Source organism: Bradyrhizobium sp. SOJA106, from assembly GCF_059448745.1.
Genome location: NZ_CM182549.1, coordinates 1,681,809 through 1,706,787 on the forward strand (window position 1 = coordinate 1,681,809; position 24,979 = coordinate 1,706,787).

Annotated in this window: 18 protein-coding genes and 7 pseudogenes; 14 read left to right on the forward strand and 11 right to left on the reverse strand. The window is 59.1% G+C overall.

Annotated elements, in window-relative coordinates:
- Window positions 1-665: 665 nt before the first annotated feature.
- The 4 genes and pseudogenes from AC5V87_RS07680 to AC5V87_RS07695 form a co-directional block, all read left to right on the forward strand.
- The gene (locus AC5V87_RS07680) at window positions 666-980 is read left to right on the forward strand and encodes a hypothetical protein (protein ID WP_495370519.1); all 315 of its coding nucleotides are present in this window, start codon (window positions 666-668) and stop codon (window positions 978-980) included.
- 18 nt (window positions 981-998) lie between these two features.
- Window positions 999-1,454, forward strand: coding sequence for a hypothetical protein (locus AC5V87_RS07685; RefSeq protein WP_495370520.1), 456 nt, complete (start codon window positions 999-1,001; stop codon window positions 1,452-1,454).
- Window positions 1,455-3,050: 1,596 nt separating this feature from the next.
- On the forward strand, window positions 3,051-4,064 hold the full coding sequence (locus AC5V87_RS07690; protein ID WP_495370521.1) for a radical SAM protein: 1,014 nt from the start codon (window positions 3,051-3,053) through the stop codon (window positions 4,062-4,064).
- A gap of 78 nt (window positions 4,065-4,142) precedes the next feature.
- Window positions 4,143-4,373, forward strand: a pseudogene (locus AC5V87_RS07695) (IS3 family transposase); the annotation flags it as partial.
- 305 nt (window positions 4,374-4,678) lie between these two features.
- On the opposite strand, the gene AC5V87_RS07700 reads toward AC5V87_RS07695, so the two are convergent.
- Complete coding sequence (locus AC5V87_RS07700; RefSeq protein WP_495370522.1) at window positions 4,679-4,939, reverse strand: hypothetical protein; 261 nt, start codon at window positions 4,937-4,939, stop codon at window positions 4,679-4,681.
- 406 nt (window positions 4,940-5,345) lie between these two features.
- A complete protein-coding gene (locus AC5V87_RS07705) occupies window positions 5,346-5,558 on the reverse strand; it encodes a hypothetical protein (RefSeq protein ID WP_495370523.1) in 213 nt (70 codons plus the stop codon).
- Window positions 5,559-6,455: 897 nt separating this feature from the next.
- Here AC5V87_RS07705 and ectB point away from each other — a divergent pair.
- The 5 genes and pseudogenes from ectB to AC5V87_RS07730 form a co-directional block, all read left to right on the forward strand.
- Window positions 6,456-7,700: a diaminobutyrate--2-oxoglutarate transaminase gene (gene ectB / locus AC5V87_RS07710; protein ID WP_495370524.1), complete on the forward strand. Its 1,245-nt coding sequence runs from the start codon at window positions 6,456-6,458 to the stop codon at window positions 7,698-7,700.
- A 4-nt stretch (window positions 7,701-7,704) separates the two neighbouring features.
- Window positions 7,705-8,541, forward strand: a complete 837-nt coding sequence (locus AC5V87_RS07715) for a 2OG-Fe(II)-dependent halogenase WelO5 family protein (protein ID WP_495370525.1) — start codon at window positions 7,705-7,707, stop codon at window positions 8,539-8,541.
- A 102-nt stretch (window positions 8,542-8,643) separates the two neighbouring features.
- Complete coding sequence (locus AC5V87_RS07720) at window positions 8,644-9,060, forward strand: SET domain-containing protein-lysine N-methyltransferase (protein WP_495370526.1); 417 nt, start codon at window positions 8,644-8,646, stop codon at window positions 9,058-9,060.
- 926 nt (window positions 9,061-9,986) lie between these two features.
- Window positions 9,987-11,096, forward strand: a pseudogene (locus AC5V87_RS07725) (IS630 family transposase).
- Window positions 11,097-11,238: 142 nt separating this feature from the next.
- A pseudogene (locus AC5V87_RS07730) lies at window positions 11,239-12,013 on the forward strand (transposase family protein); the annotation flags it as partial.
- A gap of 1,197 nt (window positions 12,014-13,210) precedes the next feature.
- Here the strand turns inward: AC5V87_RS07730 and AC5V87_RS07735 are convergent.
- The 3 genes and pseudogenes from AC5V87_RS07735 to AC5V87_RS07745 form a co-directional block, all read right to left on the reverse strand.
- A pseudogene (locus AC5V87_RS07735) lies at window positions 13,211-13,980 on the reverse strand (IS66 family transposase); the annotation flags it as partial.
- A 178-nt stretch (window positions 13,981-14,158) separates the two neighbouring features.
- Complete coding sequence (tnpB, locus tag AC5V87_RS07740; RefSeq protein WP_495370527.1) at window positions 14,159-14,413, reverse strand: IS66 family insertion sequence element accessory protein TnpB; 255 nt, start codon at window positions 14,411-14,413, stop codon at window positions 14,159-14,161.
- A 94-nt stretch (window positions 14,414-14,507) separates the two neighbouring features.
- Complete coding sequence (locus AC5V87_RS07745) at window positions 14,508-14,774, reverse strand: hypothetical protein (RefSeq protein WP_495370528.1); 267 nt, start codon at window positions 14,772-14,774, stop codon at window positions 14,508-14,510.
- A gap of 458 nt (window positions 14,775-15,232) precedes the next feature.
- On the opposite strand from AC5V87_RS07745, the gene AC5V87_RS07750 reads away from it, so the two are divergent.
- Complete coding sequence (locus AC5V87_RS07750; protein ID WP_071917732.1) at window positions 15,233-15,709, forward strand: Lrp/AsnC family transcriptional regulator; 477 nt, start codon at window positions 15,233-15,235, stop codon at window positions 15,707-15,709.
- 369 nt (window positions 15,710-16,078) lie between these two features.
- Here AC5V87_RS07750 and AC5V87_RS07755 read toward each other — a convergent pair whose 3' ends face one another.
- Together AC5V87_RS07755 and AC5V87_RS07760 are read right to left on the reverse strand one after the other, a co-directional pair.
- Window positions 16,079-16,888, reverse strand: coding sequence for a polysaccharide deacetylase family protein (locus AC5V87_RS07755; RefSeq protein ID WP_495370529.1), 810 nt, complete (start codon window positions 16,886-16,888; stop codon window positions 16,079-16,081).
- Window positions 16,889-16,996: 108 nt separating this feature from the next.
- Window positions 16,997-17,389, reverse strand: coding sequence for a recombinase zinc ribbon domain-containing protein (locus AC5V87_RS07760; protein ID WP_495371848.1), 393 nt, complete (start codon window positions 17,387-17,389; stop codon window positions 16,997-16,999).
- Window positions 17,390-17,645: 256 nt separating this feature from the next.
- Here AC5V87_RS07760 and AC5V87_RS07765 point away from each other — a divergent pair.
- Window positions 17,646-18,405, forward strand: a pseudogene (locus AC5V87_RS07765) (IS5 family transposase).
- Here AC5V87_RS07765 and AC5V87_RS07770 read toward each other — a convergent pair.
- Window positions 18,343-19,086 carry a recombinase family protein gene (locus tag AC5V87_RS07770; RefSeq protein ID WP_495370530.1) on the reverse strand — a complete coding sequence of 248 codons (744 nt, stop codon included), beginning with the start codon at window positions 19,084-19,086 and terminating at the stop codon, window positions 18,343-18,345. The pseudogene AC5V87_RS07765 and the gene AC5V87_RS07770 sit on opposite strands and share 63 nt — an antisense overlap.
- Window positions 19,087-19,946: 860 nt before the next feature.
- Between AC5V87_RS07770 and AC5V87_RS07775 the strand changes: the two genes are divergently transcribed.
- Entirely contained in the window at window positions 19,947-20,246 is a 300-nt protein-coding gene (locus tag AC5V87_RS07775) for a hypothetical protein (RefSeq protein WP_495370531.1), read from the forward strand.
- Between the two features lie 83 nt (window positions 20,247-20,329).
- Window positions 20,330-20,707 carry a hypothetical protein gene (locus AC5V87_RS07780; protein WP_495372047.1) on the forward strand — a complete coding sequence of 126 codons (378 nt, stop codon included), beginning with the start codon at window positions 20,330-20,332 and terminating at the stop codon, window positions 20,705-20,707.
- On the opposite strand, the pseudogene AC5V87_RS07785 reads toward AC5V87_RS07780, so the two are convergent.
- The 3 genes and pseudogenes from AC5V87_RS07785 to AC5V87_RS07795 form a co-directional block, all read right to left on the reverse strand.
- Window positions 20,693-21,093, reverse strand: a pseudogene (locus AC5V87_RS07785) (recombinase family protein); the annotation flags it as partial. The gene AC5V87_RS07780 and the pseudogene AC5V87_RS07785 sit on opposite strands and share 15 nt — an antisense overlap.
- A 106-nt stretch (window positions 21,094-21,199) precedes the next feature.
- A complete protein-coding gene (locus AC5V87_RS07790; protein ID WP_495370532.1) occupies window positions 21,200-22,222 on the reverse strand; it encodes a reverse transcriptase domain-containing protein in 1,023 nt (340 codons plus the stop codon).
- An 846-nt stretch (window positions 22,223-23,068) separates the two neighbouring features.
- Window positions 23,069-23,290 (reverse strand): annotated as a pseudogene (locus AC5V87_RS07795) (transposase); the annotation flags it as partial.
- Between the two features lie 258 nt (window positions 23,291-23,548).
- On the opposite strand from AC5V87_RS07795, the gene AC5V87_RS07800 reads away from it, so the two are divergent.
- Window positions 23,549-24,766, forward strand: coding sequence for an IS110 family RNA-guided transposase (locus AC5V87_RS07800; RefSeq protein ID WP_495371849.1), 1,218 nt, complete (start codon window positions 23,549-23,551; stop codon window positions 24,764-24,766).
- Window positions 24,767-24,979: the final 213 nt, after the last annotated feature.

The window sequence follows — 24,979 nt, forward strand, 5'->3', positions numbered from 1 at the left end:
TGCAACGTTCCGAAAGTGCAAATCGAAGATTTCCGACTTGTGGCTCCTGTTCGCGGACGAGTAGGCCATCCTCTGAGACCCTGCGCGGAGTTATCTCGACCAATCTTGAGACAGCCGAGATTAGGCGCGGTTTCGCGATGCGGGGTCTCGTTAGACTCTCCTTCGCTATTGAGCATTACAGCAGCGACGACGCTTACGTGCCGCGGTTCGCTCATTAGTATAGTGAGCGGATGTGTCCGCCGACGTTCTCATCCGAAGCCACCATCGGCCGCACTATTGCCTAAAAGAATGCGAAGCTGATCGTTACTGGAACAACCGAGAGCGTTGGTGATTGGCGTCAGGTCAACTCGTCGGACGAGACTGGTGACTCGCCGAAAAGCGTGCGGAAGTGATCCCGCCACAGCTCAGAAACGCACCGCTGCTGTCGATAGCAGCTACGTGCCGACCTCGCTTCATCGGCATATAATTCCAAGTGTCTTCACCAAGCTAGGTAGGTTTCGATCCATTGTTCCCCGTGTACCATCGGTGAGCAAATGGCCTGCGGGTCAGGATGCAGTTCATCACATAGGACAAGATGTAGCAATGACGAGCGCAGCTAATTCCATGCCCGTTAGAGGGCATGTCATGAAATTCATCGAAGGGGCGGGGTCGTCACTGAGAGTGAATTGCAAGCCAACAACATCACCCGTCATCAGGTCACGAAATACTACCGCAATCAGATTACAAACGGTGGCTACTACGAGCAGCTCAAAAACATTGTGGAGCCCTCAGTTCAGGAGTTCGAGAGTCGTGGCAGTTTAGATACGAGCGGCGAGCACGATAACACGGTCGTGCTCGGCCTCCAGCATAAGTATCCCCAGACCGGTTTGTTGCTTGTAACGGACCGATGCGCTTCATATTGCCGCTATTGCTTTCGCAAGCGCCTAGTCGGCAAGGAGTCCGATGAAATTGCACCCGATTTCGCAAGGGTCGCCGAATAAATTCGGGACCACCCTGAAATGACGAACGTGCTGCTATCTGGAGGCGACCCATTCGTGCTCAGCACCGCCAACCTCAATGAGATTCTTGATCATTTGCTCCCCATCAGACATTTGGAATCAATTCGATTCGGCACGAAAATGCTGGCCTATGAGCCCAAGCGTTTTGACGATTCCGCTCTACCAGCCTTGTTCCAACGACTCCAAAAAACGGGTAAAACTGCAGTAATTGTCACACATTTCGATCACATCGGCGAAATTTGGGACTATGCGGTGCGCCAAATTCAGTCCTTGCGCGCACGGCGCGTACAATTCCTCAATCAGGCCGTTCTTCTCGCGAAAGTCAATGATGATCCCGAGGTGTTGGCGGCGACCTTTGCCAAATGTCATCAAATCGGAGTGCGTCCCTACTATCTTTTTCAGGGAGGCCGGTCAAGGGCGCTTCGCACTTTCAGGTTTCATTGCGTCGTGGACTAGAGATTACGCGCGGCATCAACCAACGTCTCAGCGGCATCCAGAAGACATTCAAATACATCATGTCCCACTACACGGGAAAGATCGAGATCCTCGATCTGGGAGATGATGGCCGCGTGTATATGCGATATCATCAAAATAAGATGCCCGAAAAGATCGGAAGGATCTTTTGCCGGCCGCACGTGGAGGATGCCTGCTGGTTGGACGACTTGCCCAAGGGATGAGATCGGTGGGCGCGCAATGATGATTACTGCTGCAGAGCGCGGGGACTACCAAAGTCCGGCCGGTATACGGTCAGCGCGAGTGGTCTGCTGGCCGCGCTCTCCAGAGGAATGGCCACGTCGCAGTGACGTGGGTAGGATATTTGCATCATGTGCGAGCCGAGCGTCAGCTCGACTGGAGGGCAAATGGTGTTGCTGCTTTCATTTCGTGAATGATCGAATGCAGTCATCAGTTGGGGGCGCGGGCAGTCCAGCATCACCGGCAAGCGTAGTGGCTCCCGTGAGCAGGCGCGCAGAAATTACCATGCCGCTCGGCGTAGCGCTGGCCAGGCGACCCTTGCTGCCGCCCTACATCTTGCCGACAGGGGTGCGCAGGTCGCTGTGCCAGAAGCACCCAAAATAGGTGTTGGAGGTTCGGGGGCGGGCTGGTTAACGCAGGCATGTGGAGCATGCGCAATATCCTAGTAGAAGTGCTGGGCTCACCATTGGGTGAACGGCTGATCAAACTGGAATACGGAGATGAGCGCACCAGTACTCTGCATTGTGCCGTTGGACGCAAGGGTTTGCAGAAAATCGAGAGCCAATGGACAAGCGCGTTGCTGCAGTAGTGCGGACGAGACGCGCAAGACGATCGGCGACGAAAATAACACTGGAGCGCTGCTCGACAAGCCCCCGGGCACCATAGAGCCGTTGGCTTACGTGCGCGGCCTGTGTCGACTCGCTCTCGCGGCGGTGAGGAAGGAGCTTCACTGAGAGAACGCATCGTCGCCAGCGGTACCGGTTCGCGCTGGAGGAATGGCGCGGCAACGGATCTGAGAATGCCGAGTGGGTGATCATCGCGACCGATGCTTACGGCAAGCGACCCTGGTCATAGATTCGGTAGGAGCAGATCAACTGCCTTATTTCAATCTTGCCACGCGGCGCCTAACAGACAATTTGAAGACCTGAATCTTGCCCGAGCGTGAAATGGCGTGGAACAAGATTCTCTCCTCCTTTCGTTTCGACCGCTCTGGTCGTGTTAGGCGGCGTCGCGCCTCTCAAGCATTGGTGCGTGCGTTCACCGGGCCTAGGCTATAACGGGCGGGGCATTGAACCCGGCACCGTCTTTGCCTTTTGGCCCCTTGTGGCGCGTGATCCGCGGACCGTCCGGAATCAGCATGTTGACTTACTATCAAGAAGTGCAGAGCTCGTGACCTCGGCGGCTTCAAGCGATTTCTCGGATGGCCATGGCGTGAGCGTGCTTCTGCTCGAAGGGACGACGTATCGAACTCAACAGGCTGTTTCGGCCGCGACATTGTGCCCAAAGGCCGCCAACAATTCCGTTCGCCTCGTGCTGGCATAAATCCTGCTCCGCCCTCAGAAAAGTTGAAAGGACTTCATGCCGTTTCGCAACTTGCCTCCGCCCGTTTTTGGTCAAGTCAAAATAAGTGTATCCTCCTACTGCAATCTTCATTGCAAACACTGCTACGTTCCCGAACAGTATAGAAATCAATCCAGGAAACGCCGGGATCCATCACAGTTGACTATCAAAGAAATTACGAATTTCGTGGACCTCCTCGTTGAACGACATAGGTTGGAAAAAGTCATCGTAACCGGCGGTGAGCCGCTTCTCAAAATCGTGTTTCCGCGCTCCGCAGCCCTGATGGCACACGCTGCGAACAGACGAGGCATTCATGTCCAGCTGAACACTGGTGGACTTGGTCAGGTTCCAGTTCGGGATGTCGCATCAATCTTCGACGATCGCGACAAGCTTGCCTTTCAATTCAGTCTTGATGCTGCAAACGCGCAGGCGCTTGACCGCGTTCAGACAAAGCGGGGAGTTCACAAAACGGCACTCCGGCAGATGGCAGAGGCAGTTAATTGCGGGGCCTCGGTGCAGGCTAGGATGATTGTGAATCGGCACAACATCCATGGGGCGTTGGACGCCTATCGCGCATTGTCATCGATCGGCGTCGACACTTTCAGAATCATGCCGATGTTCGCTGTAGGTGCCGCTCTCGACTACGAAGACGAATGTTTGGTCTCGGCTGAGGAAGTTAAAGAACTTCAGACGGCACTAATCGCAATGGCTGCACAGGGCTCGACGCGCCTTGAGCTGCTAACGCCGATTCTCGTCGAAGTGACAACGCAGCCGCCGAACGTTCGGTTCACCGAATGCAACTGTCATTTCGCTTCCGGCTATCTCTCTACAAACGGCGACCTCTATCCCTGTTCTTGCGCGATCGGTGATCCCGACAGGCATAAACTTGTTGTCGGAAACGTCCGGTACCCGGGGTTTGACTTAGAAACTGCTTGGGGAGCCGCCCTTAGGAAATACCAGACGAACAGCTGCGCCAAGTGTCCCACAGTCCTTCTCAATCATATTGAGAGCCGTGCGCGTGCTTGCGCTTAACCAACAGAACGGCCTACGCCACATGCCTTGACTTCGGCGGTTGTCGACGGTGCCTCGGGGCCTTTCGATTTTCAGCTAAAAGCGGGTTTTCCGGCAACGATCCGCGTCGATCAAGGCAGCGAGTTCGTTTCCCGCGATCTTACCCTGTGGGCCATCAGCGCGGGCCGCGGCACGCTGGTCTTCTCGCCTCTCGCGGCTCGGAAAGCCGACCGACAACGTCTTTATCCAGCCTTCAACTGCCGCTTCCTGGCCGAATGCCTCAACGCCCACTGGTTCATGCCCATTCTGGAGGCCCAGGAAATGTGGAGACTTGGCGCAATTGTCAAACCTGCATCGGAGTACCCGTCTGGCTATGCGATTGATGAGAAGAGGTTTCGCTGGTTGGGAGGCGATCCTGCGGGGCTTTGGGTTTGCCGCGCCCTTTGGTGATCGATTGAACGGCGGACGCTCTGAGGCGGCGCGGGCAAAGACCCAATGACCATCCAACAGCGGATGAAGAGATTGGATCTCTCCCGCGTTAGGCGAGCCGGAGCGTCTTGGACGCAATCTTCAGGATGAGCCAAGGCTTGATCCCGTCCTCCGCGGGCTTGAACACCGGGACGCAGTACCTCGAGCTAATTGATGTGACGCGCACGCGGCTCCGGCGCTTGTTGCCCGCAAGAGGCCGTTGCGGTTGAGGAAGCCGCAATCAGTTCGTCGCTACCGATCAGCACCAGCCGACGCGCGCCTTGGATGATTGTCGGTAGAGGTGCTGCCGCGCTGTCCCCGCCGGCGCGTCGGCGAGCGCAGCTCGCTGTGGCGTCACCCTCGTCGTGGACGATGAGAACGATCTCCGAGGCTACATCGGCCACGACTTCGTCGATCGGGATGCCCACGACGCACTTCTTCAGCCGTGCATCGGTTGTAGGCGCCGTTCAGACAGTCTTTAGAGCAGTGGCCAGCGGCGCAAGGCGTCGCTGGATCAGCGGCAGCCCTCGGTCGTACAGTGTCGTAGGTGGCTCTTGCGTTCTTCCTCTGCGCCATGGGAAGTGCCTTGTTCCAGCGCGCTTCACGCTCGCTCGCCACCAACCGGCTAGCAGGGGCAGCCGCATTCAATTACTGCAAGGCCCGGTCGGCGCCATAGCACGCTGCTTCGACCTCGCGGCTGAGAGCATCGCGCATCTGATGCCGGCTTCCTTGGCGGCCGCGGTTGCGGCGGCGTAGCGCCCGGACGGAAAAGCAAGCAGTATCGACTGCATCATCGACGCGCAATCCGCGGAAGGCGATGCCATGAGGCCGTCGTTATCCATCCAGGCGCAGTTGAAGTGCGGGATATGGCGCCGCCACAACCAACTCGCCCCAGCGCGCCTTCTCGTAGCGGGCCGAGAGCGAGCGCTGGCGCAACAGATCCAGCTCGTACTCATTGAGGCTGCCTTTGAGCCCGAGCAGCAGGGAGGCGGTGCCGTGCCTCGGCGCATAAATCGTCTCCTGATCGACCAGAACGGTATCGCCCACGCGTCTGCTGCCAATCCCGGCTGTTGTTGGCGAAGCGCGATATTGCGGGAGCAAACCGCACCAGCCTTGCCAAGGCAAACTCCACTACCATTCGCTCAAATCCGGCAGGTCGCCGCTGGTGGCTGAACGGCCCAGATCATCATCGGTCACTTCAACCTCCGACCACCCGAGCGCCATCAGCCGATCCAGAAAGCAGGGCGACTGATGAGATTCGATCTTTCAACGCCCCAGAGAAGCGGCCGAGGACGCTCAGGTGCGACCCTGGCTGAGGCGCTATTCGTCAGACGGTCGTTCGAGGTTGCCACGGTTGCGCAAGCCAACAAAACTGCGCGGATCATTTGCGCCTTCTGAAGAAAGGCGGAACCTACCGGCACCCCAACCCGCTGTCGACTACTGCGGGCCGCCGTCCGATGGACGCAGTCGCCAAGGCGATCTGACCGGCGCTGGCCGGCAGAGGGCAAGGTGCAACAACAGCCGATGAACCATGGGACGAAATCCCGAAGCGAGTGAAGCTACTGCCTCCCATGCGCTAAAACGCGTGAACTTGATTTAGCTTCTCGTTGCGCGAATCTCATCGAGCCCAGCGGCCACGTGCCGGGCGCAAAGGCCAGGGATATGACGGCGTGGTCCCAATGTGTGAAATCGGCTGAAGAAGCTCTTGCACGCCGGCCGTTCCACATATTGCGGGGCAAGGTCAGTGCCTCTGCAACAAAGACTACCGGCCTTAGTAGGTTCGTTGTTCGCAGAGTCTTAGATAAAAGACTCGCCAGGAGCTGAATCGAAACAACGGTCTGGAATGCACCGTGATGAACCAGTCGCTGCAGTCTGGACATTTGTCGCAAACTGAACGTGTTCGGTCCATTTCGCTCAAGAGATGCATGCACACGGATCCGCAAGATGAATGTTGACGTTTTCTCTGCTCATGAATCTAATGTTCGTCGCTATAGCCGGTCGTTTCCCACTGTCTTTACGAGGGCGCTTGGGGCGACGATTTGGGACGAGGGCGGCAAGAGCTATATTGATTTCCTTGTGGGGTCCGGCGCACTCAACTACGGGCACAACAATCCCAATATCCTTGCACCGGCAATTGATTATCTCGCGGGCGGGAACATTCTTTTGTCGCTTGATATGCACACCACGGCGAAACGTGAATTTATCGAAGTATTTGTTGATACGATCCTGAAGCCGAGGGGTCTTTCGTACAAATTGCAATTTCCTGGACCGACTGGAACAGGCGCTAACGAAGCGGCGCTTGCGCTGGCCCGAAAATATACCGGCCGTTCCAGCGTCATGGCCTTTACAAATGCGTTCCACGGGATGTCACTTGGCTCCCTGGCTGTATCAGGTTCAGCCTCTACCAGGGAGCTCGGCGGCGTGGCTCGCCACGATGTGATCCGCGTCCCCTATGACGGCTATGCAAACGGAGCTTTCGATTCAGCGAGTTACATCGACTACGTCCTGGGCGACCTCGGGAGTGGCATAGAAAAACCCGCCGCAATCATTCTGGAAACGATCCAGGCAGAAGGCGGCATGAACACTGCATCGGCACGTTGGCTCACGGATATTCAGCGCATCTGCCGTGACCACGGCATCGTTTTCATCGTCGACGACATTCAAGCAGGAGCAGGCCGAACAGGTGATTTCTTCTCCTTCGAATTCGCAAAGATCGAGCCAGACATCGTCTGTCTTTCAAAGTCGCTAAGCGGCTCGGGAAATCCGCTCTCGATGGTTTTGATTCGCCCCGACCTAGACGTATGGAAACCCGGAGAACATAGCGGCACCTTCAGAGGCAACAATCTTGCTTTCGTGACTGCAGGCGCCATGTGCAAAATGTGGTCAGGCACCAAATTTACTCATGGCGTCGAGCGGACAGCTGCCAAACTGCAACGACACCTTGATGATCTCGTCGCGAAATTCCCAAATTGCATTGAAGAAAAGCGAGGTCGCGGCCTGATGGCGGGACTCAAGTGTCGCTCACACGCGATTTTCGACCGCGCACACGATATCGCGTTCGCAAACGGACTGCTGATTGAATCTTCGGGACCAAACCGAGACGTCATCAAAGTCCTCCCGCCGATAACAATCTCGGATGACGAGCTCGACCGTGGCATCGCGATCCTCGAGCAGGCAATACAGGAGTAAGGCAATGGGAACTGCCCAGCTGTCTCAAGTACCAGCGATCTCGCGTCTCACGACCAAGGAACGAACCGGCTCCATCAAACTTGGGGAGATCATCTCAGTCCTAAAGGGTGAGATCACCGGCCTGCACATCAAACAGGCATTCAGTCCCGAGCTGGCCGAGGACATCACGACGAACTTTAATCGAAACCCCGGTCTCGAGGAGCGCAAAGATGGCGTTCCCGGCCGATACGTCGGCGCATCGCACTACCGGAGGAATGCAGCCACCTATTTTGCCGAGGCGGAAAGTGCGCGTCCTTTCGTGGAAGCCCTTTTTGCGGATCTGGTAGATCCGGTCCGCGCGTTATTCGATGCGCTGAAAGGCGAGCTTCACAAACAGGGAGTTGAGTTGCGGCTGGCTCGTTCGGAGCACGGTCAAGCTAATCTTTGTCGTGCCATCTGCTGGTCTGGCGCAGGGATGTATTGCTTAGAGCCCCACGATGACGTCGCCCAAGTTCTATGTGCCGATAGCGAGATCCGGCCGGTGGCGAACAAAACGGTTGTAGCGCTGAACTTCTACCCCAGCATGCCCGATGAAGGTGGCAATCTGCGCATCTGGAGCCACAAACCGACAGAGAGTGACCGAAAATCGCAAGGCCTGGAGACTACAGGCTATCCCTTTTCGACAGCTTATCTTGAGGACCTTCCTTATCACGATTTTCAGCTCAAAGCAGGAGATATCGCGCTCATCGACGGCGGCTACGTTCATGGGGTGACCCGACAATCAGGCAATGGGAAGCCTCGCCTTCTCCTGAACTGTTTTTTTGGGTTTGCGAGCCCAGATGTGGTTCTCTGGTGGACCTGAAGTCGGGCTTGCACAGTCAGGGGTCCGTCGCACGGAATACGATCTGCCACGAGGAATGAAACGAAGGGAAGATCAATGTTCAAAACTAGTAAGACACACTCAATGGAAGAAAAGGTCTTTGATCGCAGTAACGCGCTGTACGTCAAAACTGTGCCACGAAAGGGTCGCGGCGTATTTGCAAACATTGCATTCAAAACCGGAGATGTGATCGATCGCGCCCCTACTTGGGGATTTGATCATGCTGCGGCCAAGCTGTTAGATCGTACGGGAGTCTTGGAGTACTACTTCGTGCGGCACGAAAGCAGTAAGACCGAGCCTCTGACGGGGTACATTGTGTTTGGTTTGAGTTCGCTAATGAACCATTCCGCGAACCCAAATGCACAAAGAGTTTGGGCTGATAGAGAGTCCGGCACATGGGTGAGCATTGTGGCGATACAGGACATTGCCGTTGATGATGAAATAACGCATCGCTATATCAATGTGTCCGCTTACCCTCATAGCGTCAAATTCATCGACTAAACGGGAACGTTAAAGCGATTTGGGGCCGCAACGCTATGTTGCCGCAGCCTGATCGAGAGAGACTCAGCGGGCTTTGGCCTGCACGACGGCTGGCCGGTCAAATCCGCTTCCTGTTTGCCCGATGCCTCCTTCGAGAGCCAATGATGCCTGGTATAAGAGGCGTGTTGCCCATGTGTCGATATATGGTCGCGCGCAACAAGGCCGAGCCTCCAGTCGGAGGCGGGTGTTTACGGTGACCGGAAAGCGCGATTGTACAAGAGTACTTGTGTGCCGGGGTGATCGCGAGGAAGAGAGAGGCGAATCGAGGCGGCGCGCGACAAAGGAGAGCGATACACACACGGTGCCTGGCCTGTGAAGCTGGACGGGTTTAGCGAGCGCGCAACATTGTCAGGGAATCAGCGCAACGCACTCCCCGGCCCAGGCTGAGCAGCGCGCGAGCACTCTTGCCGCTGTCCACTTTATTTCGCCATTCTGCCGCTGTGCGCGGTGAACCATCGGCATGATCTTTTCACTGATGTGGACCCGAATCGGACCGGTTGACTAATTGGCTTTTGGGCCGTTCCGTCGCAAACGACACAGTGGAGAATGACGCAGAGGACGAGGCGGAAGATTGACGCGGCGCCGAAGGCGAAGATCGCGCTGGAGGCGCTGCGAAAGCATGCGACGGTGGCCGATCTGGCGCAACGCTAACAGGGGTACCCGAACCAGATTTCCGTTTGGAAGATGCGGCTTCTGAATCAGGCGGCACGCCCGTTCGGGAGCTGCATCGGCGACGGCGCAGCGCGAGCGCGACATTGAGAAGCTGCACGCCAAGATCGGCCAGTTGATCGTCGAGCGGTATTTTTTACCGAAAGAGGTCCTAGTCATCTGGAACGCAAGTTCGTCGCATTAGTTGATAGCTCGAATCTCTGTAGAGGAGAGCGCTTGTGGCGAATGCAGGTATGAGAGGCCGGCCGATTGCGCCGTTAGTGCTGAGCGAGCAGGAGCGGACGTACCTGGAGAGGCAAGTTCGTCGTCATCGCGTTGCCCGGTCGCTATCTGAGCGATGCCGCGCGATCCTGCGATGTGCGGATGGCTTGCCAAGCAAGTCTGTGGCTGCCGAACTCGGCCTCCACGAACACACCGTTGGGAAGTGGCGTCGCCGATTTTTGAAGGATCGCTGTGACGGCCTGCTTGACGAGGCCCGCCCTGGTCGCCCTCGAACCATCAACGACGATCAGGTTGCCGCGGTGATCGAGCGGACGTTGCGGACGACGCCAGCCGATGCGACGCACTGGTCGATCCGCTCGATGGCTGCGGAAACCGGCTTTTCCCACACCACGATCCGCCGAATGTGGGCGGCGTTCGGCTTGCAGCCGCACCGTAGCCAGACATTCAAGTTATCGAGCGATCCGCTGTTCGTCGACAAGGTACGCGACATCGTCGGCCTTTATCTGTCCCCGCCGAACCGAGCCCTTGTCCTCAGCATCGATGAGAAAAGTCAGATTCAGGCACTCGATCGCGAGCAGCCGGTCTTGCCGATGATGCCTGGCGTACCGGAACGTCGCACGCACAGCTATGTGCGGCATGGCACGACCACGCTGTTTGCTGCACTTGATGTCGCCTCGGGGTTTGTCATCGGCAAATGCTACAAGCGTCACCGGGCGGTCGAGTTCTTGAAGTTCCTCAAAGAGATCGACGCTCAAGTCCCTGAAGGGCTCGAGGTCCATATCGTCATGGACAATTACGCCACCCACAAGACACCCAAGATCAAAGCGTGGCTCGCCCGCCGGCCGCATTATCATATCCACTTCACGCCGACTTCCGCGTCATGGATCAATCAGGTCGAGCGCTAGTTCGCTGAGCTCACCAGAAAGCAGATCCAGCGAGGTGTTCACACCTCCGTCAGGCAGCTCGAGGCCGACATCCGTACCTTCATCGACCTGCACAACAAAAATCCCAAGCCCTTCAAATGGACCAAGTCCGCAGACCAGATTTTGGCTTCCGTCAAACGCTTCTGTCACAAAGCTCAGCAGACTTTATGTGGCGAACTTTAGATTCACGTGACTAGAGATGAGCGCCCGGATCGCCGCGTGCTCGGCGACCGCAGCCATGGAGAGATGTCGGCGCAGCGGCAGTGCCAGCTGCTCGGCCCGGCCGAGAATCTAAGTAACAAACTGCGCCAGCATTCACAAATGAAAGGCAAAATATGGCGCCATGGAGGTGTCGGAGACCAAGCGCTGAAGTGGCTGAGGCGGTTCTTGGCCGATGCCGTGCTGGACAACGTTGCCTTGAAGGCCGTTCTTGGAAAGAAATGGTGACGCCCGCAGCGGCGGAAAGCTGTCGCCCATCTCCGTGGAGCCTTGATGTGCGAACGGCGGGCGTGTAAAGGCATCGGCTGCTGCTTAATGACGATGAGCTACAAGGTGACCCGGGCGGATGATGCCGGCCAACGCCAAGCGCGTGAGGGTGATCGCCGAGGTAGGTCGCCGTTTCGGATATCGACGCCCGCGCGTGCTGCTCAAGCGGGAGGGCTATCTGGTCAACCACAAGGCTACGGCGCCGTGGCGGCCGTAAGCGGGCAATCGGGACTATGCCGCCGATGATCTCCAACGATCGTTGGAGGCTCCACTTTCTATCGGACCAGCTGACCGACGTCCGTCCCTTCCGTATTCTGACCGTGGTCGACGATTGCACCGGCGAGTGTCTGGCACTGGTGGCCGGTCCCTTGCTCCCGGCACCCGGGTGGCGCGGGAGCTAGACCGCAGGCTGGTCACCGAACGCGGGAAGCCCAAGACGCTGGTCAGGGACAACGACACCGAACTCACAGCAACGCAATTCTGACGTAAGCCGATACAGAGCCGCGCTACCTAGCACTACATCGCGGGGCAAGCCCATGCAGAACGCGTTCATCGGGAGCTTTAACACGGCGACATTCGCCGAATTAAGGAGGCTCCCAACTGTGACAGGCCTATGAGTACTGTGGGCAGACCACTGGCAACGGTGCCGCGCCGGGCTTTCGGTGAGGATAACCGGTGCAGAAATTCTTGATGCAGTACGGATTCTTGCCGCTTCCGCACTTTTGGCAGCGGGTGACGCAATCCTCGTAGGTCACTCCGGGCCGTATCTGCTCAATCAGCATAGGTTCTCGCTGAGTTTTCTGAGCCAGCGCTGGATCGAGGAGTAACACGGAGAGGAGTAGTCCAATCGGGTATTTCATGTGCTCGTCCTCCTGTCGTAAAGGGAGATTCGAGGCGGGCGGTGATGTCTGCCGAACTCCTGGTCAAGGCAAGCTCACAGCAAAAGTCCCAGCGAGACCGCTCCCTGGGCGGATTCAAGCAGCTCAGAATGACACGTCAATATTCTCCCCCGCTCGCGGAGAATTTTTGGCGCGTCCCGTCCATCCGGTCGGAGATTAATGCGATCGCAGCTATGCGCAGCCGCCGCCAGATGAGTCGAATTTCGTTGACTGATCCGAGTTAGACGCAGGATTACAGCGACAAAGCGCATCAACTAGGATTGCAACATCGGTATATTTTAACCTCAAGATTTGGCTGGCGAGGCACGGGATACAGCGTGCCGCTTCGCCAAGCAGTCGCACATGTCAACTGTCGCGCCGGTGTCAGTTCATGCAGTGGCACTTGAAATGCCGACGCCGCACGTGACGTGCGGCCGAGGTGCGGCGCCACGAGGATGCGCGGCGACTATCCGCATGGCATCAGCAGGAGGCGAGAATGCACAACAGCTCTCATAATACCCTCCGTGGTACAGTAAAGCGCTGCGGCGTCTGCGGCGGACAGTTCGGGCTGATCCGCCACTACTCTTGGCGAACTGTTCTTTGCTCCAGGAAATGCGTGGACCGTTTCACGGCCCGCCGGGAGGCCGACCAGAAATGGTTCGCGGGTCGCACTGGCTTAATGCGTCCCACGGAGTACAAAGCAGACTTTGACGGAGAGCTTAGGAAGCTCCGCACGCAGTTGTTTCATTGACCGCTGTGCCTGAAGCAACGCGAGCCTAGTGATTGAAGCTAAAGAACGACGCGCTATGCGCCGCCGCAAGTGGAGCGCGCGGGGAACTTCGGCCAGTCGCCGTCTGCACCATGGTGGCGCTCGGGACCATTGGCTAAGCTCACTCCGGTCGACCCCGCCACTTAGGTGGCAGGCGGTCGGAGGGCATAGACATGGGCGACGCCCGGCGGATCGTCGCCTGCCCCATGGCCGGTCGTCCGCCGCATAGGCCCAGAGCTGACCCGTCTTGGTGCGCGATCGAGCACTGGCATCGTCGTGTCGTCGGCGAACAGCTTGGCCGTCGCTTGAGCTTGCCAAGGAGGCGCTCATGTAACGGACGCAGATGGAAGGCTGCCTGCCGCACCCAGTCCGCCAGGGCCGAACGATCGAGCTCAATCCCCTGGCGGGCGTAGATCTGCACCTGCCGGTAGAGCGGCAGGTGATCGGCATATTTGGACACCAGAACCCGGGCGACGGTCGCTTCGGTCGGCAGTCCGCCCTCGATCAACCGTATCGGAGCCGGTGCCTGTATGACACCGTCTTGTACGGCAGGCGTATTTGGGACGCGTCACGAGGATCCGGGACTGCGCCCGGACCAGGTCCAGCCGCTCGCTTCTATCCTCGCCAATCCAATGTAACTCGCCCTGGCAGCAGGGACAGGTCTTGTTCTCGATGTCGACGACGACCTCGATCCGCGCCAGGTGCGTCGGCAACGTGTCACGGTTGCCGCGGCGCCTACGGCTCGCACCTCACGGCCTTCAGCTGCGCTGACGTCCTGCGCCATCTCGCTGTACGCTGTCACCCGCTCGACGTCCTCCAGGCCTAGCAGCATCTGATCTTCACGCAGCGTCTCTGCTGGCCGGCCAAACCGATGCCGCTGCAATTCCTTGATGATCTGACGCAGTCGTTCGCTCTCGCACCGTTCGGCAAGCAGTGTCGCGCGGCGATCAGGATAGAAGACTTCCTACCCAGATTGCCGCGCTACAAAGCAGCTTTGCATGTCTCGGATCGTCAGGCAGGGCCTCGCTAACAGCCAATTCAAAGCATATTCGCCGCCATCACGGCGACGCGTCTGGCGCTCCCGATTCACTTCGCCGCAGCGCCGCCAACAACTATCCAGCTGCGTCAGCGCCGGCGTCTCTCGTCGCGCGTGGACACGCCGCCAGTCGAAGCCTTCGAGCAATGCCGACAATTGCGCCGCCGACAAGCACTACGCCATACTCGAACTTCGGCCGGCGGAAGATCCCATCCTCGAGCCGCTTAACGAACAAACACGGGCCCGTTGCGGCCCAGAACACCAGCTTGATCCGATCCGCCCGCTTGGCCCGGAACACATAGACAGTTCTCGAGAACGGATTTGCCCCCATGCTTCGCACACCGGGGTAACAAGCCCCTCCATTCCCTTGCGGAAGTCTACCGGTTTGATCGCCACCATCGCCCGGACCGCACCCGACGGCCCGCTCACCACCTCACCTTCAGCGCCTGGATGATCGACGCAATCATCGTCCGGTCCGCACCACGGCGGGCCCGGATCGTGATGCCGTCAACGTCGATCTCGATGACTCCGCCCTTGGCCTTGCGGCGCACCGCTTTGCGCTCGCGCCCAAGAGCGGCCGCCGGCACTACGGCATCCACCACCGCCAGCGCAAACTGTACTTTTTCTGTTTCGAAATGACCGTGCGCTGCCTCTCGCAACTGACGGCGCCAGCAAAACAACTGCCGCGGCACTGTCGCGTTACCCGGCCGAGTCGCCACTCGTAACGATCTCCGCAAGAACCCGGGCCTTGTCCTCGTCGTTCCACTTTCGCCCACGGCCGGCTCGGTTGAAGAACTCGAGCCGCCGCACCGACTCCGTGATAGTAGTATGCACTGTGTCCATTCTAAACCTAACGGTCCAAACCGAACCGCAGCCTCGCAGATCACCCCGTCACCCCACCCGAACAGCGCTTACCGTTAAAACCGGCTCGCGGCGGAAGTCCTCTCTTGGCGTGCTCAATCCCGAGATGATTCTGACGATCACAACTTCAACGGGACCAGATGGGCTTCCTTGGGATGGCCCGCAATGACTTCTCATGGGTCCGGGAAGCAGGCGACGTGTCGAAAACCGTTGCATTTCTTGTTTATTCGGTCGATTTTCTGCATACCGGTGGCATTTATCAATGAAGTTCATCTCCGTGGCAGCAAGTATGCGATACGATCGAATAGACGCCCGCATCCTCGAGATCGTGCAAAAGAACAACCGACTGACCTCCGATGTCATCGGCGAAATGGTCGGGCTTTCCGCTACCGCGTGTCAGCGACGACTGAAGCGACTCCGCTCGGAAGGCATCATCGAGGCCGACATCTCGATCGTTTCGCCGAAGGCGGTTGGCAGACCCATTCAAATGCTACTGCTGGTAAGCCTGGAGCGGGAAAGTTCGGAAATAGTCGATAAGTTCAAAAAGGCCATCAAATCGTCCGCTGAAGTCGTGAATGGATTCTACGTTACTGGCGACGCGGACTTCCTTTTATACATTACTGCGCCCACCATGGAGGACTATGAGCAGTTCACCAGGCGGTTCTTCTATACGAACCCAAACATCAAGGCGGTCAAGACGATGGTCGTAGTAGACCGCGTAAAGGTAGGTTTCGCTGTGCCAGTTGAAGCCTCGTCGGAGGATTGACGAAACTTCGATGTCCGCGCCTGCATCCAGGGGAAGTGTTGCAAACAGGAATGTAAGAGCTCGCTGAAGTGCGCGACACTGCGGCGAATGACTGACCATAGTGGGGGTCGATGCGGATCGCCAGAGTCGTGGTCGAGGCAGCGACCATAGGCATCGCCTCAATGTCCAAGGCGCCGATCGAATTCGTCGCGAAGTCGATGTAGCTCTTTTCAACGTTCTGCCCCGCCGTTCGCAAGTAGAAAATGGTGAGCAGAAGCTGGCGCCTAGCCCCCCGACTGACCTAAGTCGGCGTGATCTTTCACCCCGACTATCTAGCCTGCTAGGTTCACGACCCCCCGTCGTCCGCGCGACAGGGGCGAGTCGTTCAGGTTAAGGGGGTATCTCAGCGTTCGTCACGGTCGGGGCAGCCGGCACCAGATGTACTATCCGATATTCGTTTTCATGCAGGTAGCGCAAGAACGCTGGCATCATGGCGGCCGTTCGGGCCTGGGTGTCGTGCAGCAGAATGACACCCTTTCTCGCGGTCGTTAGCCGCTCGATCAGATTCCGTAGTTCTTGATCCGGGGTTATATTCTCCCAATCGCTCGCCCAAAGGTCAGCACCGAACACTGCAATCCCGCGTGACTTCAAATGGTCGAGCACCGCAGGGGGCGAGTCGAAATAGGGAAACCGAAAGAAATGTGTTGACGGAGTTGTGATCGAGACGCCGTTGAGCGCCAGTTCATCAGCCGCAATGCCTCGATCGATATCTTCCGTAGCCTGTTCGAGCGGAATCTTCGACATCATAGGATGCGACCAGCTATGGTGCCCAACGGTGTGCCCCTCGGTGGCAATGCGGCGGACGAGCTCGGGAAATGCTGCGGAGGACCTGCCGACCAGGAAGAACGTGGCCCGCACGCATTCCTGCGCGAGCGCCGTCAGCACCTTTTCTGTATTCGGGGGCCGTGGCCCATCATCGAAGGTGAGGACGACCTCATGGTCCGCCAGAGGAAGGGTTTCTGGAAAGCTTCCCAGCCCCACGCGCGGATAGGTCTCCGCATCGACAGCGAGCACGCGCGATGTGCCGAGCGCATACTGCCGCGGGCAGTTGGCGGAATTTGTCACCGCGCTGCCGGCAAGCAACGCTGTCACAGCGCCGGCGAACCGTGAAGCCAATCTGTGCAGGCACATCCTTCTCATTGCGCTCGGCGCGACCTTGAAGCCCAGTGTCGTGCCCGCAGGCTATTCGATGCACGTCGCCGGATTGCTGCGCATTGAGGTATACGGCGCGTAAAAACGTCGTCAGGCCTAAGCTGATGCGACGAAAGCGACGTCCATAACAATTGAACTCACTTTGGCTGCGTTCCTCTTAGGTGGATCCTCAGCACTCCGTATCAACTGCAATGGTACCAAAGGATCTTGATCAGCTTGCCGCTTTTGCCACGGAACGCGTTCATCGTTGTAGACCTTCAGATAGTGCTTCCAGTACCCGGGGTCCTTCAGGACTTCGCGCTGCCCTTCGAGCACGGCCGTTTCAATCTTATTGCGGTTGACCATGCGGCTGTTGGTGCACGATCCGCTCTCGCGGTACGTCGAGCACTGCACGCGCGGTTCGCCACGGTGCAGGCCTACTGAGCCCATGCCCCCGCCGCACGCGGGACAGCGAAGCAAGCCACTCAGTAAACGCGGCACACGGTGCATCGTCGGCTTGACGATGCTCCGACGCTTCGCGCGCACGGCTGCCCACGTCTCATCGCTGATAATGCGGAGGTGCGGCGCGTCAGCTCGCTTGTGCTTCGCAGGGGGGGGGAGGGCGCGACAGCCGTTTGCCAGTGGTCGGGTCTTTGACCATGCTGACTTTGTTCCAGACGATTTGCCCAACGTAGATTTCGGGTCTGTACCTAATTAGCGAACTCTGATTCCCTCGCAGCGGGTTGATTCCACGCGGGGGACTTCGATGCGCAAAGGACTGTTCTGGCTCAACGACAAGCAATGGGCTGTGATAGAGCCGCATCTGCCAACGAACCAGACCGGACCGGTGCGCGACGACGATCGACGCGTCATCAGCGGTATCATTCACATGCTTCAGTGCGGCGCACGCTGGCGCGATTGCCCGCCCGACTATGGTCCGTACACGACGATCTACAATCGTTTCAATCGCTGGGCCAAGCGCGGACATTGGCGGGCGATCTTTGAAGCGCTCGCCCGCTGCGGCAAAGACGGCCTGACTTTGTCCATCGACTCCACCACGATCAAAGCGCATCGCTCGGCGAGCGGCGGAAAGGGGGGAGCATGAACAAGCGATCGGCCGCTCGCGCGGCGGGCGGACCACGAAAATCCACGCGCTGAGCGACCCTGACTGCAGACCTTGCGCATTTCATCTCATTCCAGGCCAGGACGCTGATATTGCCGCAGCGCCAGCCCTTTTGGGCCTCGCGCCACCCATGTCTGCCCTCATTGGCGACAAAGGGTACGACGGCGACGGCTTTCGAGCCGAAATCGTCGATCGTGGTGCCAAGCCCGTCATTCCAAACAAATCCAACAGGGTCACTCTCCACAGCTTCAGCAAACGCGCCTACAAGGGGCGCAACGTCATCGAGCGCTGTTTCTGCCGCCTCAAGGATTTCAGGCGTGTCGCAACTCGCTACGACAAACTAGCCAGGAACTTCTTGGCTGCCGTCCATCTCGCCGCCATCGTTGCCTATTGGATCAATTGAGTCCGAGCCCTCGTTTTGCAGAATGCCGCTGCCACGTTGCGCGCTGCCTTGGATCGTTGACGCGTTCCAGCGCAAGCCGCTCGGAGGCGCAACGCCATTCTTGTTTAGCCGTCCCGCGATGTCGCGCACGGTGCGACCTTCAATGTACTCTTTGAAGATGCGACGGATGACGGTCGCTTGCTCTTCGACAATCTGAAGTTCGCCCCGCTTGCCGGGCACGGGCTGATAGCCGTACGCCTTGCCTCCTGCATACCTGCCGTCGCGCACGACGCCTTCCATTGCGCGCACAACGTGGACCTTCAGATTGTCGATAAAATATTCGCCCATCAACGCGCGGAGCGAGCCGTCAAGCTTGCCGATCTTGCCCGATGCGCTGTGAATCGCAACGCCGTGATACTCAAAGCGCTTGCGGGCGGCGTGGTAGTCCGCCTGATCGCGAAAGATGCGGTCCATGTCTTCGATGACGAGAACGTCAAACCCGCGCCGCTCTAGGGCGCGCATCATTTCCTTAAAGCCCGGCCGGTTGGCGGTTGACGCGCCTGAGATAGCGCGGTCCTCAAACGCCGCCGTAACGGACCAGCCTTCGCGCTGGCAGATGTCCCGACAGAGCGCAATTTGGTCGTCTACTGATCGGCCGTTCTGATTATCGGAAGAATACCGTGCATAGATCGCGGCACGCATCACTTCCTCGTTTGGGCCTCATGGTCCTTACGCGCCGCGTACCGGGCCAAAGCCTCGACGAACGCGAGCACGTCAGGATCAAGCTTACGCTGCCCCTGGGGGGCGGGTAAACCTGCCGTGGTCCGTCCACAGTTTTGTCGGGCCTCAAGTGCCATCGCCTACCCGGGGTGAAATCTCACCCTCACTAAGCGGCGCTTTTCGGGAAAAGTGCAACTTAATGGACAAAACCAAGGCCGCTTGGGGGGCTTCCCGGGAGGAGAAAATTGGCTCGGCTGTCCAAAAAGCCCGTGTCCATTAAGTTGATAATTTCGGGCAATCGCCGATATACAGAAAGCAAGCTCCGTAGGAATGGACATATTCTGCGGTCAGGACCAGGGGGCGGATGGCACGCCTACCAGCCGAAGTCCTAACATGGGAAAGAGCCTATGGTTCGCGCAAGCGAATTGCCGAAGCGTCCCTCGCAAGAGACGCGAACCGGACAGTGCGAGAGTGCCATTAGATTGTCAGCCGTCTCTGCGGGGGCGGTGTCCTGAGCCCAAAAGTTCCTCTAGCTCAGGTCATCCAAATGAGCCATCCGACCCGCGTGAGCGCGCCTCGCGTCGAAATTCCTGCTGACTTCCCTCATCCCCACCGCCTCGGTGGGCGCGATCTTTACCTAGCCGTACTCGGGCGCCGTCAACGTTCGCGCGTTGGCTGGCCGAAGGAAAAATTCCGAAACCCACGAAGGTCGGCGCGCTGAACCGCTGGCCCGAAATGGTCATTGCTGCAACGCGCGACGCTGGCTTCGCGCGTTTGCATTGCTCCAGCCTGCACGCTTTCTGACCCAACTACAAACGGAGGGAAGCAGATACCATCGCGCTATGATCGAAGAACTTGGAAAGCATCCCACAGCGTCGCCGCCGAGCTTTAACATCCAGTTCAATCGACCATGGACCGTCTTGAGACCGCGCCTGTACCGCTTCTTGGAGGCTCAGTATGTTGAGGCGTTTTTCAAGGATGGATCGCTACGGCTTTCCTCGTTCAGCCAGTTCGCGAAGCATCCTGATGAGCAGCGGCAAGATGCTCAGGAAGGGACTGGAATACGCTTTGGACTTGGCAAGAACCTTACGATGGTAACGGTTCAGGAGGCAGCGATTGTTATGTCTTGTGTGGCACGCTAAACAACACGGCAGAAATGCGAAAGCTCTTTCCGCAGTACGATGCTTGCTTAGTCATTGACGACATCACTGCGTTCGCGAACACCGTGTCCACCAAGATACCCTTTGTTCGCGGCCTTGAAGGTATCGCCATCTATCAAGATGAAACGACGATCACCAGGTCTGTAGGCGGCCACCTTACGGCAGAGGAACTATTGGACAAGTACAGAGTGCCAGATGGCAACATTAGCATGGACATGCTCCGCGACACGATGAACACGGTTGGAGGACCGGAGGAGTACTTCATCAAGCACAGTCGATACTCCGCACAATGTGAGTATAGACTGCTGTGGGCGACCGGACAGCCTGTGTCACCGTTCATAGATATCAAGGTACCCGAAGCAATTCAGTTCTGTCGGCGCCTCTCGCTGAATGTAACGACTAAGACCGAGGCAAGGCCGTCAGGTGGGTGCCTTGGCATCTGAGATGCCCTCTAGCTGCCGCTCTCTGCGTAGATTGGTCTCGAATTCGGCGAGCACACCGAGCATGTCTAGGAAGCACTTTCCGCCGCCGTGCTGGTGTCGATGGGTTGCTCCGTGGCCCTCAGGGATGCACCGCGCGCCTTCACGGCCCTCACAATGTCCTGCAGGTCACCGATGCTGCGTGCAAGACGGTCGATGCGTGTCACCATCAGCACGTCACCGGAGCGCAGAAAGTCGAGCACAGTGCGCAACTCCTCGCGGCCGGTGGTGGTGGTGCCGGTGCGCTTCTCAGAGCGGATCAGATCGCAGCCTGCCGCTTTCAGCGCAGTCTCTTGGATAGTCAGGTCTTGGTCGATGGTGGAGACGCGTGCGTAACCAATGACGGTCATGTTTGTCCCTTTGATCGTGGTCGAGTAGCTCGGCCATTTGGCTTTGCCCTCACAGATCCGGGCAGGCGGCTTTCCCGCACCCGGCTCTTCCCGAGGGTAACCCGCGTCATATCCGCGCCTGCGCCCATGTGCGAGTGATGCGTGGAGTTGGCAGGCGGAAGCGTGCCGTCAGGGTCTCGAACTCCGGCCAGCTCATGCGCCGACTTTTCTGGCTGCGCCGTCTCAGACAACGCAGCCAGGTTCGACGCACTTCGCGGTAGAAGCCGTTGAGCGCTGGATAGTTGTGCGGCCTGCCATAGTAGCCGTAGTGCCCGCGCAGAACGGCGGCGAACCACTCGTACTGCGTGGCCAGTGGCGCGTGCATGAACCGCCAGGCCTCCTGGCGCAACGCCGTCAGCTTGCGCGTCAGGCGTTTCCCTTCCGTCTTGTGCTTCACGATGAACCGGCCATCTCGGGTCCGCCCGCAGTAGTGGGTAAAGCCGAGGAAGGCGAAGGTCTCTGGCCGCCGCTCGCCCCGCCGCTGACGCGAGGGGGCCGCGAACCGGCCAAACTCGATCAGCCGCGTCTTGTCCTCATGAAGCATCAGGCCGAAGCCGGCCAGCCGCGCCTTGAGGGCCAAGAGCATTTCCTGCGCATCGGCCTTGCTCTCGAAGCCCATGACGAAGTCGTCCGCGTAGCGCACGATCACGATACGACCGCGTGCGTGGCGATGACGCCATTTCTGGGTCCAGAGATCGAGGATGTAGTGCAGGAAGATGTTGGCAAGGAGCGGGCTGATGCCCGCCCCTTGCGGCGTGCCCCTGTCCGTCTCTTGCTTCTCGCCGCTCTCAAGAACGCCGGCTCGCAGCCACAGTCCGATGAGCTGCAAGATGCGAGGATCGGCGATCCTGTGCGCCACCATCCGCAACAGCCACTCGTGGTCGACCGAGTCGAAGAAGCTACGTATGTCGGCATCGAGCACCCAGTTCACGTGCTGGCTCATGATCGCCGTATGCAGAGCATCAAGCGCCATGTGAGGATTCCGCCCCGGCCGGAAGCCATAGGAGAACCCGAGGAAGTCGGCCTCGTAGACGGCGCTCAGCACCTCGGCCACCGCGCTTTGGACAATCTTGTCCTCGAGCGCCGGCACGCGAGAGGCCGCTTGCCGCCATCGGCTTTGGGGATGTAGACGCGCCGCACCGGCTGTGGCCGGTAACGACCGGTGTGGACTCGTCCGCAGAGGTCGCGGAGGTTATCCGTCAGCCCCTCTTCGTACTTCGCCACCGTCACCCCATCGACCCCCGCGCTGGCCTGCCGCTTCTGTCGTCGAAACGCCCGAAGCAGAGCGGCTTCATCGACATGGTGCAGCAGAGCCGTGAACCGGGTTTGGGCAGCCTGCTTGGCTGCCGCGTTCACCCGCTTGAGGTTCGGCGGCAAGGTAACCCGGCTCTGTGTCCGGACCCTGGCCTCCTCGCGCAGGCTCCCCTCGGGCTGGTCCCTTCCCTCCATGCGTCTCGTTACCTTCGACGACTTCACAGGTAGTATGGACCAGTCCGACTCCCGACCTCAGCTCGAACAACGGCTCTGGCAGTGCCTTGCCGCTGTCCCCCGCTGGAGACCAATCCAGCGGATCCGGTCGGGCCTCTCATGTTCCGATGATTACCTTCCGTGCGTGATGCGGCCATCGACCCCGACGGAGCGGCATCGTCTCGCGTATCGACGATGCTCATGCAGCCTTCGTGCTTAGGGAACACACTCGGCCTCCGCGAACATCCACCTTTCGAGGCTCATTCCCGCACCCCGCACGACTCCTGTCTACACTTCGGACCCCAGCGTTGCCGCGACGCCCGCAAGACTCGGTCCCGGCTTGCCTGCTACGGCTTTGGCCGGATGGGACTTGCACCCACAAGCAATCATCAGCTTGGCATGACGTACTCCCATGGCGTGGTGTAGCTGACGGCAGGTCACCGCCGATTTTCCGGCGGGTCGGAAGGCATCAGCCTGCCACGGCGGGCAAGCCGACGATGGGATCATCGCTCAACGGCGCGATGGTTTCCAGCGTCATGTAGCGGGCCCGCTGAACCGCCCACTCGTCGTTCTGCTCGAGCAGGATCGCGCCGACCAGGCGAACGATGGCGTCTTCATTTGGGAAGATGCCAACCACCTCGGTCCGCCGCTTGATCTCGCCGTTGAGGCGCTCGATCGGATTGTGTAACCGGTATGAGATGTCTCGGTGCCAACGTTCCCGCTGCGGTGTTCTACATCGTGGCGTATGGTGCGACCATCGGGACAGAGGCACCGGGAGCACGAAGTGCGGGCAGGCCGATGTTATTCGATGAGCCGAGAGCTCGAGTTAGTAGCTGGCCGCCTCTGCGACTCGCCCGGTTGCGCTGGGAGCGCGAATCCGTAGTTGTCGTGTCGCCCGCAGCTCCCGTCATATGTCTGACAGGAGGTGCGAATGCGACGGGTGATTGGCATCGACGTCCACCGAACTTTCGGCGAGGTGGTGTTTTGGGAGGACGGCAGGCTCCGACATGCGGGCCGCATCGATATGACGCGGACTGCGCTGGAGGGATTTGGCAAGACCCTGCTGGCCAGTGCTGAGGTGGTGGTCGAAGCGACTGCCAACAGCATGGCGGTGTCGCGGGTTCTGGCGCCGTTCGTGGCACGGGTGATTATCGCCAATCCGCTGCAGGCGAAGGCGATCGCCCAGGCTCACGTTAAGACCGACAAGATCGATGCCGGCACGCTCGCCAGTCTGCAGGCGGCCGGGTACCTGCCGCAGATCTGGACGCCTGACGCGGAGACCGAACGCAAGCGTCGGCTGGTGGCGCGGCGCTACCAGGTCGTGCGGCATCGCACGCGGCTCAAGAACGAGGTGCATTCGATCCTGCACGCGCACCTAATCCCGAAGTGTCCGCATGCCGATCTTTTCAACGCCCGCGGCCGGGCGTGGTTGGGGGCCCAACAGCTGCCGCACGATGAGCGCGCGGCCATCGATCGGCATGTCCGTGAGCTTGACCGGCTGGCGGAAGACCTGGCTCTGCTCGACCGTGAGATCGCGCAGGACGCCATCGACGATCTCGCGGTCAACAGATTGATGACGATCACCGGCGTCAATCTGGCGGTCGCCGCCGGCATCGTGGCGGCGATCGGCGACATCAGCCGGTTCAACAGCCCGCAGAAGCTGGTGAGCTATTTCGGGCTGAACCCGCGGGTGCGGCAGTCGGGACTGGGAGCCGCCCATCACGGTCGCATCAGCAAGATCGGCCGCAGTCACGCGCGCGCCATGCTGGTCGAGGCCGCCTGGGCCGCGGCCAAGGCGCCCGGTCCACTGCATGCTTTTTTCGTGCGGATTCGCGCCCGGCGTGGCCATCAGGTCGCCGCGGTGGCCGTGGCTCGCAAGCTCACGGTGCTCTGCTGGCATTTGTTGACGAAGGGCGAGGATTACCTGTGGGCGCGTCCGGCGCTGGTCGCCAACAAGACCCGCGCAATGCAACTTCAAGCTGGACATCCGCAACAGAAGGGCAGCCGGCGCGGACCAGCCTATGCCTACAACATCGCGGCGCTGCGCAACCGTGAGATGTTGATTGCCGCCCAGGCGGAGCGAAACTACGAACGAATGGTGTCGCAATGGAAACCGCGGCGGCCAAAACCCGGCGCGCGGGCGCCTCAGCTCGGCAGGACAAAATAGGCAGTCCGGTGACGCTTTCAGCCGATGCGTCACGCTTCGCCACGAGGTCGCCCGCGCCCGACAACCATAACCGCCGCTGACGGCAAGTGCCAGCCAGGAATGCAGTCCCGTTCCACGCCAGCATGCCGCCGTGCTCGGGCCGGTCAAGGCCAAGCCGTGCGGTGGCCGCAAACGCGGCCAGCCTTGACCGACCCTGCGCGCGGCGGCCGCGAG